Origin of the sequence: Methanococcoides seepicolus, assembly GCF_023684405.1 — an archaeon.
Lineage (GTDB): Archaea > Halobacteriota > Methanosarcinia > Methanosarcinales > Methanosarcinaceae > Methanococcoides > Methanococcoides seepicolus.
The window spans coordinates 33,873-45,435 of sequence record NZ_JAGSOI010000013.1; the positions used below are offsets into that span (position 1 = coordinate 33,873).

The 11,563-nt window shown below is 36.1% G+C and carries 13 protein-coding genes; 11 read left to right on the top strand and 2 right to left on the bottom strand.

Going from position 1 to position 11,563, the window contains the following annotated elements; translation table 11 throughout:
• Positions 1-2 precede the first annotated feature (2 nt).
• The gene (locus KDK67_RS04930; RefSeq protein WP_250867727.1) at positions 3-425 is read right to left on the bottom strand and encodes a peptidase domain-containing protein; all 423 of its coding nucleotides are present in this window, start codon (positions 423-425) and stop codon (positions 3-5) included.
• 271 nt (positions 426-696) lie between these two features.
• On the opposite strand from KDK67_RS04930, the gene KDK67_RS04935 reads away from it, so the two are divergent.
• The 6 genes from KDK67_RS04935 to KDK67_RS04960 all read left to right on the top strand — a co-directional run bounded on the left by KDK67_RS04935 (position 697) and on the right by KDK67_RS04960 (position 4,062).
• The gene (locus KDK67_RS04935) at positions 697-1,710 is read left to right on the top strand and encodes a C39 family peptidase (protein ID WP_250867728.1); all 1,014 of its coding nucleotides are present in this window, start codon (positions 697-699) and stop codon (positions 1,708-1,710) included.
• A 105-nt stretch (positions 1,711-1,815) separates the two neighbouring features.
• Positions 1,816-2,319 (top strand): hypothetical protein, encoded by a 504-nt coding sequence (locus KDK67_RS04940; RefSeq protein ID WP_250867729.1) that lies wholly within the window; start codon positions 1,816-1,818, stop codon positions 2,317-2,319.
• Between the two features lie 259 nt (positions 2,320-2,578).
• A complete protein-coding gene (locus KDK67_RS14270; RefSeq protein WP_276575067.1) occupies positions 2,579-2,869 on the top strand; it encodes a PLDc N-terminal domain-containing protein in 291 nt (96 codons plus the stop codon).
• A gap of 93 nt (positions 2,870-2,962) precedes the next feature.
• The gene (locus tag KDK67_RS04950; protein WP_250867730.1) at positions 2,963-3,409 is read left to right on the top strand and encodes a LolA family protein; all 447 of its coding nucleotides are present in this window, start codon (positions 2,963-2,965) and stop codon (positions 3,407-3,409) included.
• Positions 3,410-3,426: 17 nt separating this feature from the next.
• On the top strand, positions 3,427-3,522 hold the full coding sequence (locus tag KDK67_RS04955; protein ID WP_250867731.1) for a hypothetical protein: 96 nt from the start codon (positions 3,427-3,429) through the stop codon (positions 3,520-3,522).
• Between the two features lie 30 nt (positions 3,523-3,552).
• Positions 3,553-4,062, top strand: a complete 510-nt coding sequence (locus tag KDK67_RS04960) for a hypothetical protein (protein ID WP_250867732.1) — start codon at positions 3,553-3,555, stop codon at positions 4,060-4,062.
• A 104-nt stretch (positions 4,063-4,166) separates the two neighbouring features.
• Here KDK67_RS04960 and KDK67_RS04965 read toward each other — a convergent pair whose 3' ends face one another.
• On the bottom strand, positions 4,167-5,594 hold the full coding sequence (locus KDK67_RS04965; RefSeq protein WP_250867733.1) for an IS1634 family transposase: 1,428 nt from the start codon (positions 5,592-5,594) through the stop codon (positions 4,167-4,169).
• A gap of 393 nt (positions 5,595-5,987) precedes the next feature.
• Here KDK67_RS04965 and KDK67_RS04970 point away from each other — a divergent pair, with 393 nt between their 5' ends.
• From KDK67_RS04970 to KDK67_RS04990, 5 genes are all read left to right on the top strand, one after another.
• Entirely contained in the window at positions 5,988-7,172 is a 1,185-nt protein-coding gene (locus tag KDK67_RS04970) for a C39 family peptidase (RefSeq protein WP_250867734.1), read from the top strand.
• Complete coding sequence (locus KDK67_RS04975; protein ID WP_250867735.1) at positions 7,173-7,796, top strand: UPF0228 family protein; 624 nt, start codon at positions 7,173-7,175, stop codon at positions 7,794-7,796.
• Positions 7,797-8,127: 331 nt separating this feature from the next.
• Entirely contained in the window at positions 8,128-8,688 is a 561-nt protein-coding gene (locus tag KDK67_RS04980) for a hypothetical protein (protein ID WP_250867736.1), read from the top strand.
• A gap of 12 nt (positions 8,689-8,700) precedes the next feature.
• Positions 8,701-10,398 (top strand): TolB-like translocation protein, encoded by a 1,698-nt coding sequence (locus tag KDK67_RS04985; protein WP_250867737.1) that lies wholly within the window; start codon positions 8,701-8,703, stop codon positions 10,396-10,398.
• Positions 10,365-11,513, top strand: a complete 1,149-nt coding sequence (locus tag KDK67_RS04990) for a TolB-like translocation protein (RefSeq protein ID WP_250867738.1) — start codon at positions 10,365-10,367, stop codon at positions 11,511-11,513. Before KDK67_RS04985 ends, KDK67_RS04990 begins: the two co-directional genes overlap by 34 nt.
• Positions 11,514-11,563: the final 50 nt, after the last annotated feature.

The following is an 11,563-nucleotide window of genomic DNA, read 5'->3' on the forward strand; positions in this document are numbered from 1 at the left end:
TTTCAAATATAATAGTCTTCCGTTCCACTGACACTATATCCGTAAACCTCATATCTCCAGGTTCCAAGGTCTATTCCGCTGGAGTTTCTTATATCAATATTGATCCTTCCGTCAATACTGCCGTCGAAACTGTCATAGAATGTTCCAATAAGCTGGTTGTTTGGATCATATACTCTAAGCCTGAGTGAATCGCTTGTGTCACCCCAGTTCAGGTCGATGTGAAGGGAAGTTGCATAAGAACTGACTGTTCTAGTGTGCCAATTTGTTTCTCCCTGTGTGATGGTATCAGCAACCCATCTTGGTGTGATAGTAATGTCTGATTTGACAGGGACGATGGTATATCCGTTGTCCTGACTGGAAGTAGCTGCGGCAAAAGATACCGACACAAGCATCACTATTAACAATAATCCTATTTTTTTGATCATATAATATCCTCCAACATTTTACAAACAATATTGTAAAAAAAATAGGATATAAGTTTTGTGTCCATATCATCCAACTGAAAGAAAACAGTTGGATGATGTGGACAGATTATATTTATACTCTCTCTCATCTAGGATATAGTGCAACATCGCAAAGATGTTAGTGGGGGTCCAGCTTAATCTTACAGTGATATCTGAACCCCGTGCCCGGAGGCAAGGTTAGGTTTGTAGTTTACACTATATTCTGAAGTAAATAAATCAAAGAGGTAAATGAATGAGAACAAAAGAAATGAGAATTGTAACGCTAACGCTAATTGCAATGTTTGTTGTAATCATGGCAGTTGTACCGGTTGCCATGGGGCAGGAAAATGAATTCAGTACCGAAAAAGAATATGGTGAACTATTCCTGAAAAATATGGGCCAGTCAAAGAAATTAATTAATCCCATTCCATTGAACAACATAAATGGTGATTTGGAAGCAGTATCATTTTCCATGAAAGATGGTGGCTACATAATAATTAATGTAAATGACCTTTCAGTTCCTGAATTTTCGTTAGAGAGCAATTCGCCGTTTAGTGATAGTACCAGGACATATGTCTACAATGGTCCTCTCGCCTACATGGAAGACAAGCAGGGAAAATTATTCCAGATAGGAATAGGAGATAGGTCAGATGAAGCAGTAATTCCTGAATATATTTATGCAGTTGAAAGTGTGGATAAAGATAAAAAACTTGCTGATCTAAAAACCTTGGACAGTAGAGTAAGCGTACTATCTGTCAATTATGGATCATCATTGGATTATTCATTAAAAGAATGGATAGCCACAACCACTTATAATTGTGGACCCACAGCGGCTGCTATAACTTTGGACTATTTTGATGATCACCACAACAATGCTTTTATTCCGTCACAATACGAATCCCAAAGTGCTTTGTTTCCTTTTTTAACTCCCGACTACATCCCAAACGATGCGATTTTGCCACAAATGGAGCAAGGGCTTTTTGATATTTTATTTGATCATGGCCTCAACAGCTACGATGCAGAAAGTAAAGACTATGTTGATTACAACAAGATAATATCTCTTATTAACTCTGACAAACCTGTAATTGTTGGTTTAGATAATCATCCTACCTATGGTTATCATTGGGTAGTAACACATGGATACTATGTCGAAACTGTTCCATGGGTCACTCCGCATTATTATATCATAGTTAATGATGGGGCGGGAAACAATAATGTTTATATCTTGGTAGACGGCTACGTTGACGACATGGTGTATATTGAGTAATTCAAGTTAGAGAGATGGTAAAAACTGTCTCTCCAATTATTTTATTTAAACATCACTATTTTATATTGATTGTAGAACAAAACAATTAGAGCTTAAGTGATATTTATGGTTAAAATAGGATATATTTTAGTTTTAGTTTTTTTTGTAATTGGGGTGGTCAGTTTCATACAGTATATCCAGTATGAATCTGGAAAAAATGGGATTGAAGAAGGTCCGAAGACCCTTAGTGTTAATGCTAATGGTAGTCTGGAGATGATAAATGGTAGCTATTCCGATATAACCAAAATGTCCATCCGGAATGGATTCAACGGTGATTTAATTGAAATAAGTAATAAGGACGAAATAAGTGCTTTGACAAAGCATATCTCCAGATTTTCATATACAGAGAATTCTTCCCTAGAAGGGATTAGAAGCTGTGGTTATTCAATCAAATTCTACGATGAAAGTCACCTGATATCAACGTTTATTATTAGGAATATTAGGAATAGTTATCATGTTACGGTTGATGGTGTCCACTACACTCCCAATGAACCGGGATTTGAAAGTTGTGTATCTAGATATTGGGATGATCTATATGGATCCGAATCGGATAAATGGGGATTGGATTGAAACAATATGGTATAATACCATCGGATTTACAGGATAGCAGCTTTCCATGTTAATTGTGTCGTTGTATTCTAATGCCTGTAAACCATCACCTTATTTCACCGCTCATTCTTATTCCGAAAGCAAGGGGGTATGCTTCAGTTCGATAACGTGATTACAAAGTATTTATATTGGATAACTGTTTAAAAAACAATATTGCCAACTAATAAAATTGAGATCTGATTCGGTTGAAACTTGATCTATACTAAAAGGGGGTATAAATTTGAACCGGAATTCGTCAAAATGGATAGTTTTTGGGATTATAGCTTTATCAATAATTGCTTTTACAATTCAAATAGGAGTTAAGCTATTATGGGGAATCATTGCAATAGCTATTGTTTTTTGGCTCTTCATGCTATGTGACTGCCTTCAAAGGAACGCAGAGAATTTTCCCAGTAAGGGATATCATGATAAACTAATATGGTCGCTTGTTCTTATTTTTCTGAATTTCATAGGTGCGATACTGTATTATTATCTGGTTAAGGTGCAAATTAATAATGGAACTCCCTCTTAAATTTTTAGATTTCGGCAAAAGGAGGCTCAACCACCAAATCCAGTTGAAGAGCTAAAAGCCCTTTCTTCTTAGATCAGGCTATAAGGTAATCAAATGAAGAGTAAATTCAAAAGATATTCAGTCCTCCTCTTGTTCATGATACTCCTGTCCGTTTTTATTTCAGGTTGCGGAGAAGAGCCCAGCGCGGAAGAAGTTGTATCTAATATGCAGGTGAAAATGGATGATCTCGAAGACTACTCTTTTACAATGTTCAGTCATTCAAGTTTCCAGGGACAGGGTGTGGGAACACAGAAAGTCATATGGAAAAAACCTGATCTTATGAAAACTACTATTCGAATCCCTGATAAAGATACGGAAGTAATTATGGTCTCTGATAGAGAATTCCAGTGGATCTATGATTCTGATTCTGAGACTGTTTTTAAAATGGATATTTCTGATGATTTGAATGGGTTAAAATTATTTGAGCCGAATATTTTTGCTGAGTTTCTGAATGGAACTCTAAGGGGAAGACGGCTTCTCTGCTCGGAACAGAGGATCTAGATGGAAAGAATACATATTTGCTTGAGCTTACTCCTTCCGAGAACAATAAAAGCTCTTTTCAAGGGAGATCGATGATCTGGGTTGATAAGGATACCTGGATGCCCATCAGATAAAAGCTATATGATAGCAGTGAAATTCTGTATATGACGATTGAAATTCAGGATCTGAAATTAAATCCCGGGATTCCAGACTCAGAGTTTGAGTTTGAGATTCCAAAGAGGGCACAGGTAAAAGTACTGGGACCAGATGATTTCAAAATTGAACCAAAAAAAATTACACTTGAAGAAGCAAAACAACTTGTATATTTTGACATCCTTATTCCTGAATACCTCCCTGAAGGATATGAATTTAGTTATTCGCTGTTCTTTTCCAGTGAGGATACACCATATTCGGCTTTTCTTTATAACACGTTTAGTGCTTTTGTGGGTCAACATTACAAACAGGTCACTCTAGTGTATGTAAATGGAGATGATGAAATACGTATTGCTGAGAAGCTCTCCGAAAAAGACTTGCCTTCAATTCCGGATTTTGAAAGTGAAAGAGAATATGTTTTGGTCAATGACAGGAAAGGTATGATCTATCCGGTATTTGGGGGGAATATGAAAGAGCTGACTTGGCAAAATGAAGATATTGATGTTACTACCCAAGTTTGACAGTTTTGACCCTTTTCTAAAGAGAATATCTTCTATTTCGTCCCAATTTCACTTTTTTTGTCAGGAAATCCTATTTGACAGTTTCAACAAATTCACTTAAATCGTCATGAAATTGCCCATTTTGACCTTAAAAACAGAGTATTTATCGCATCAAAATTAGCGTAAATGTACTTTTTTGATTTTCTCTGCCATGAATCCACTGTAACTGTCAAATTCGAAATGGATTTTTTGATGAATTTTGTTGATGTATGTTTTAATTCTGCAAATTCATATCGCATCAGCGATATGAACAGTTGTGCAATAAACCCAATGATAATCGCACCATAAATGCTATCATCCGTCCAAACTCTCAATGGTTTGATCTCTATCTCGTTCTTCAGAGAATGAAAGATCTTCTCAATAGAATCCTTTTTTCGATACGTTATAAGTGCCTGTTTTAATGTCAAATTCTTGCTTGACTTTAGGCAGAAAAATCCTTCTCTTCCAGTGATTAGCTTGTCTTCAAGAAGTTTAATCGCTTCATGTTCACTGAGTTGAATCAGTTTCGTCTGAAATGAATAACTTACATCGATCAGTATATTATTGATCCTGAAACGTTTCGGAATCTTCTTTTTCCTGTCAATTATGTCCTGTAGTTCTTTAGCTTCATGAATTTGTCTTAGAACTTTTCTTCCCTTTGATTCTAGTTGTTCTTTTTGAAGTTTCTCTGAGAAGTAAAGATAGTTCACACTATTGAGCTTAGTAATCTTGATTCCATAAATTCCATTCTCGGTATCAACGATTTCTGGAGAATATTCATCAAAATCTGCGATGATCTTATCATCGCTTTTATTGAGCTTTTTTGCAGTTATGTACTGCATTTCATCGGCTCTAATCAAACCAGTATTTTCTATACTGTTTGCACCTTTATCAAATACAACAAGAGAACCTTTCCGAAGTCTCTTGTTTACTTGATGATACGTCTTCTTAAAATGAGTCTGATCATTCAGGTTACCTTTCTCTACAGTAATCCCAATAGGAAGATTGATAGGATCAGCGAGTTCGCTAATCCCTATAGTAATTTGCTTCTTATCTGGCCTGTGATCACGGCTGTAACCATATTTACCAAGTGAAGCTTTGTCGCCATGAAGAACAACACTAGTCCAATCCATATTGATGTTGGTATGTTCAAAATCATACCTTTTGAACAAGTTATCCTGGATATCTGAAATGATCTCTTCCCGATTTGAACCAATGTTTTCAAGAACTCGATAAAGAGTTCTTTCGCTGAATGTATCGAGATCAAAGAGTTCAAGCACCTCTTCACGGTTAATCCATTCATGTGCTTTTTTGATACTGAAATTATCTGTGAGCTTATAGCTCACAAGAGCCTTCAGTAATTTGTTGATATCGATTCCACGTTGTTTGTGTTTGCCGAAAACAAAGTTAAAATTCAATACATCATAGAATTTTTCAACAGCAAGGATGGTTCCAATCGGAAAGGATATATTGTTATTTGGAACTATATCATATGTTCTTAGTTTTGTTTGCATTTTTGGTCGAATCAACATAACTAAGAACACTTATATTATTTTGACTGTCAAAGTTGGGTTACTATTCTTTCTTCCCTTGATAAGATGGAGCTATTGGATATTGCAGAAAATATTACCTGATATATTTAATAAAATCTCAGAAAGGATTTGCTTAAAGGGTGTAGCCATATCTTCCAACTGTTCTCTTTCAGTTGGACGATGTGGTCACAAAATATTTATAATGTGACTTGGTTAGAACATAATGCAACATCATAAAGATGTTAGTGGGGGTTCAGCCAGTCTTGACGGAATAACTGAAGCCCCGTGCCCGGAGGCAGGGTTAGGTTTTGCTGTTTACACTATATAAGCGTAGCTTTGCCTCTGGAGTAAATGAACTAAAGAGGAAAAGAAAGAATGAAACCAAGTATAAAATTGGGATTGTGTACACTGCTTGTGTCTTTGTTGCTTATAAGTGCAATTGTGCCAGCAATGGGTGCACAGCCAGAAGATAAAAACAGTGTATCGGTAGAAAAAGCTTTAGAACATGCAAATGCATATATGATGTACTTTACGGCTGAGAATACGCCAGGATTTGAAAAGTGGAATGGAGCATCAATTGATCCAAAACCGCTTGAACTTTATGACATTAACGGTACAAAGTTATACTATCTATTCTCAGTAAAAAAGGAAGAAAATGTAATTGGGAAAATGAAAGTGGGAGCAAATAAAAAATTGGGAGCTTCAGTGCTCACCTTTGAGTTCAATCCTATACCCATGAAAGTAGAAGAAGCATTGAAGAAATCAATTGAAATTGGTATGGAAGAATATCCGAATTGTGAAATCTCGTCAACTGTGATGGTACTATACAGCTATCCTAAAATTGGAGCGATGTCGGTTGTTATAGACAGTCGGGGTGAAATGCATCGAATTATTGTTGATGCGCATACCCTCGAAAAAGTACCAGATAAAAAAATAACTGAAACTGAGAATGGTATATGGTCAGTTTACGAACAGATTTCTGATATTGATGTAGATGACAATATAAAAAAATGGAATGATAGTGATAAATTCACTGAAGCGATAAAAAACGCAAATAAAGAAGGAATCAGTACTTCTGAATATATTGCAAAAAATCAGATATTCAGACCAGATTACACAAAAACTTCTAGCAAGTTTCTCAACGTACCATTGTATGGGGGAGAAACCGTATTCTATTGTGCACCTGCAACTGCACAAATGATTGCAGCATATTATGGCGTGCAGCACACTCAAGACTACATATATGGAATAATGGATGATGGTAGCGGTGGAGGATGCACTAATGCTGAGCAACTGACGTACTACAAAAGCTCAGATGGGCTAAATAAAAAGGGATCAAAAGAAGATACATCCCCTCAATATTATGAAGCTGTTTCAGAAATTGATCATAGCAGACCTTTAAAATGTGGAGTGACTGGCCATGCACGTGTGTGTACTGGATATCTGGACAATGGTTACCCCGCGTATTTGGCCATCAATGACCCGTCGCCAATGGGACAAGGAAGCCAATATTTAGAAGCATGGGGAAGCGTTGTAAATTACATATATGTGAGGGATTAAATGCCCTTTTCTTTTTATAGCAATATTAAAAATAGAATTCAAACTAATAAAATAATTATAATTGTATTACTAAGCATTAGTATTGCAGTTATCATTGGTATCGCAGTTATCATAGGAGGAGTAAACACCGACACTTTAACCAATGAGTTCCCAGCAGATGAAATCATTTCCATCGGGGGAATACATGTGGCTTTTACGGATAGCACGACAGAGAAGGAAGCAATTGCAACTGTTGACAGAATTGCCCATGGAATGGAATATAGACTTGAATACAATATTGATTACATTGCAAACAGTTATTATGTAGAAATAGATGAAAATAACTATACTTATAAAAGAAATAAACTTAGACAGGCAGAAAATTGGATTGAGGCATCAACCGACACTAAAAAGGGGAAGCACTTTATTGTCAGTATCTGGGATCCACTTGTTGAAGAGGAAGATTTTCTGATTATACTGGAAAAACAAAACCTTTGCCTTAAAAAAAGAATTAACTGTTACGTTGTATTTGAAGATGAAAAATGGATGAACCAAAACAAAGAGAAAATCAAAGAAGAACTAAGAAAAAATGAAAGAGTTATTGAAGTCTCTTTTGATTATATTGATAAAGCCGATTCAATCTAAGCTTGAACCTGACAGAGGCTCTCATTTTGCCACACTTTACAAATTTGTAACTATGTTGAAGTAAATATTGTCTTCTGAAGATCAATTTTGACAGTTTTGACCTTTTTCCAAAGAGAATGTCTTCTCTTTTGATCCAAATTTTTCGTTATTTTGCGCAATCAATCACAGGGGACTTATTATTATAAAAATTATAGTGGCTCAGTTGAATTTAGAGAAAAGGATTTCTACAGAGCCCATAAAATGAAAGTTCAAATGCTGTGAAACACAGTCACATTTGATGTTAAAAATATTTATTTTGGATCTATCTAAATAAATTATTGGGGGCCATGAAATGCTAAAGAGAAAAGTAATTGGAAAAATTTTAATGCTTGTATTATTAGTTTCCTTTTTGTCAGTAGCTTTTGCAAGTGCTGCTGATGACGAATTAAATGACTCTGATAATACCGATGAGATTACCGATTCAAATACCTCTAATTCTTATTTTGAACAATGTAAGCTTCATCCGCTGTTCATAACCAGCAGGGGAAGTTTTCCCGATACAACTGATCAGGAATGGGAAAATTCGGTTTCCGGATGCTATGATTCCATAAAAATGGGGCCGTCATATACAATTGACAGTTCTATAAACTGCATCCTTTGCGGTCATGAATTGATAGAAGTGCATCTGGGTTCTGCTTATCAGGGAAAAATGAATGAGTCTAAAATTGATGAAATCTACCGGAAAATAGAGGAGCGTTGTGAGCAGGAAGAGGGAATCAGTGATATACCCGTGGTCTTTATGTGGGCACAGGATGATGAGGATATGCCCCTTCCTGATTATGGTCTGGAGATATTTGAAGAAGCTAAAAGTAAAACTGCTCCGGGTTTTCCGGAGCTTATCTTTTTTAGTTGAGGAATGCTGAAAATGAAAACAGCTATTATTACTGTTTGTCTACTGATTTCCTTATTAGGAACACCGCTAGTGTCAGCAATACCAAATAATACCAGCATAATCGAAATCAATGACTTGATTCAAGCTGAAGATGGATTTTTCGCCTATCCCGCAGAGTGGAGTCCTAACGGAAAATACTTGCTTATCAGATCATATAACCCAATTTCAATGTCTGAAAGTATTAACAAACACTATCTGATAGATGTGGGTAACAAAACATATGGAGAAATTGACTATGGGATTACAGAAGAAGAAAGTAATTATGTCGTCTTCGCCTCATCCCTGGGATGGTTTCCCTCTGGCGATAGGATTTATTTCACGATTTCAAAAAATGGGTATGGAAGGGGAACAGGTGGTACTAATTATGCTATTTGCAATCCTGATGGTACTGATGTGAGGGTACTCGGTTCTCCAAATATAGCCACCCTTTCTGGAGCAATAAACGATCTAGGAGGAGGGGAGCAGCACATGGAATTAGCATTCAGCCCGGATTCCAGCAGACTATCCTATGAATATGAAGACTCGGAAAATAGTCTTGGAAATCTGTGGATTGAAGACATAGACGGAACAAATTCCTTTGAATTAAGGGGAAAATCCAAGAATGTTGTCTGGTATAACTCTACAACAGTCTATTTCATAACGAGAGAAGGAACCTTGATGGTTACTGACAAAGAAGGAAACGCCATCCGAACCTTTTCACCAGAGAATGACAATGAAAAATATAACATTTTTACACTTAGTCCAGATAAGCAAAAGATGACGTTGCTATCGAGTCTTGGTGAAGAGTATACAAAGACATATCCTACATATATAGCTAACATTAACGGATCTAACCTACTGGAAACAGAAATTGGTACCGATTTATTAAATAGTAGTTCTCCATCTCCTGATATGGGTAACTGGCAACCAAATGGCTCTTCCATACTGCTGGAGAAAAACGGTGATTTGTATATTCTGGAAGGAAAAGAACATAGTAAACGCCTTCTGTATGAAGGTAATGCAACTTATCCCCAATGGTTCCCTACAGGAGATAAAATACTCTTTCTTGAAAACAACAATCAAATTTACTCGATCAATGCTGACAGCACAAATATTTCATTTATTGCAAATATTGGACTGGTAAACCACCATATATGGGATATCTATGAATGGAAACAAATTTCAATCAGTCCAAGCGGAGATCGTATTGCATTTACATCCGCATTGTACCCTAGTGGAGGTAAAATAGATCTGGAACCATCTCTCAAAAAAGCTAAAAACATTGCAGCTCCGCTTTTTATAACCAATTCAGATGGTACAAATCTAACTCGCTTGACACCTTCTATAAAGGGAAAGCACTACTTTTTAGACGGATGGAACCCTGATGAAAAATTGATGACAGTAGGTTTCATTCGCTTTTCTGAAAATGGAAATGACCGTAGTCACTATCTTTTCTCTTTAGATGGAACAAATATCTGTGACGATTGGGAAAAGATGCCTGTGAGCCAGATTATTGGAAACGACAATCTTATTCAAATGAGCAATTCAACTCAGGTTGATGAAAGTACTGCGTCCAGTGAAATTGCATCTAATGGAACTGAAAATAAACAGATTCCATCTTTTCGGTTTTTTCAATTCGTTTTCTGCTTGATGGGCGCATGGATGCTACAAAAAAAACAGAAGGAGTTTTGATGTCTATTGGTAATAATCCAAAAGGAATGCTTAAAATGAACCATATTTTCCATATAACTTTACTACTCATTTTTCTGATTGGAGTACCACTAGTAGCAGCAACCCCAAACAACACATCTATAAGCTCAATCCAAATCAATGATTTGATTCAAGCTGAAGAAGGATTTAGTTCATCCCCTGCAGAATGGAGTCCGGGTGGTAAATATTTACTTGTCCAATCACATAAATCAATTTCAATGTTTGAAGGAATTAATAAACACTATTTGATAGATATTGAAAATAGAACATTCGGAAAAATTGATTATGGAATTACGGAGAAAGAAAGCAATTATTTATCACCATTCACAGGATGGATCCCCTCTGGAGACAAAATATATTTTGGAGTTTCAAAATGGGGACATGGAATGAGTGCAGGCGGTAGTAATTATATTATTTGTAATCCTGATGGCACCGACATGAGAGTAATCGGCTCCCAAAATGAAACCACTCTTGCCAAAGCAGTAAACAATCTTGGAGGAGGAGTCAGGTACAGAGATTTAACATTTAGTCCAGATAGCACTAAAGTAGCTTTTGAATATGAAGATCCAGATAATTTTCTTGGAAATCTGTGGATTGAAAACATAGATGGAACTAATTCTTTTGAATTGAGAGCTAAGGCAAGGAAACTCGTATGGTATAACTCTACGACGGTTTTTTTCTTAACAAGAGATGGCTCATTGTTGGTTACTGATGATAGAGGTAATTCTATCCAGGCTTTTATTTCAGATAACGATGGGGAAAAACATGGAATTGTTTCATTTAGTCCCGACAAACAAAAAATGACATTTCCCATATATTCGGCGGATGATAGCTATAATAAGTATATATCTAATATTAATGGATCAACCCTTACAAAATCAGAGATTGGCAGTTGGCAACCCAATGGTTCATCCATGGTAATAAATGAAAATGGAAGTTTGTACCTTCTTGAAGGAAAAGAACATAGTAAACGCCTTCTGTATGAAGGCAATGCAACCGAGCCTCGATGGTTCCCTGATGGTTCAAAAATACTATTTATTGAAAACAAAAACGTAACTATTCAGCCTAATTATCGTCAATCCTGTATTCAACTCTAATACAAAAAATTAATTTGCAACCCTAAAATCAAACAATCGTTGGAACAAAT

Excerpts from the sequence above, each read along its gene's own strand:
- KDK67_RS04970 (WP_250867734.1), top strand. The coding sequence starts at position 5,988 with ATGAAACCAAGTATAAAATTGGGATTGTGTACACTGCTTGTGTCTTTG.
- KDK67_RS04940 (WP_250867729.1), top strand. The coding sequence starts at position 1,816 with ATGGTTAAAATAGGATATATTTTAGTTTTAGTTTTTTTTGTAATTGGG.
- KDK67_RS04965 (WP_250867733.1), bottom strand. The coding sequence starts at position 5,594 with ATGCAAACAAAACTAAGAACATATGATATAGTTCCAAATAACAATATA.
- KDK67_RS04985 (WP_250867737.1), top strand. The coding sequence starts at position 8,701 with ATGAAAACAGCTATTATTACTGTTTGTCTACTGATTTCCTTATTAGGA.
- KDK67_RS04950 (WP_250867730.1), top strand. The coding sequence starts at position 2,963 with ATGAAGAGTAAATTCAAAAGATATTCAGTCCTCCTCTTGTTCATGATA.
- KDK67_RS04980 (WP_250867736.1), top strand. The coding sequence starts at position 8,128 with ATGCTAAAGAGAAAAGTAATTGGAAAAATTTTAATGCTTGTATTATTA.
- KDK67_RS04960 (WP_250867732.1), top strand. The coding sequence starts at position 3,553 with ATGACGATTGAAATTCAGGATCTGAAATTAAATCCCGGGATTCCAGAC.
- KDK67_RS04990 (WP_250867738.1), top strand. The coding sequence starts at position 10,365 with ATGGATGCTACAAAAAAAACAGAAGGAGTTTTGATGTCTATTGGTAAT.
- KDK67_RS04930 (WP_250867727.1), bottom strand. The coding sequence starts at position 425 with ATGATCAAAAAAATAGGATTATTGTTAATAGTGATGCTTGTGTCGGTA.
- KDK67_RS04935 (WP_250867728.1), top strand. The coding sequence starts at position 697 with ATGAGAACAAAAGAAATGAGAATTGTAACGCTAACGCTAATTGCAATG.
- KDK67_RS04975 (WP_250867735.1), top strand. The coding sequence starts at position 7,173 with ATGCCCTTTTCTTTTTATAGCAATATTAAAAATAGAATTCAAACTAAT.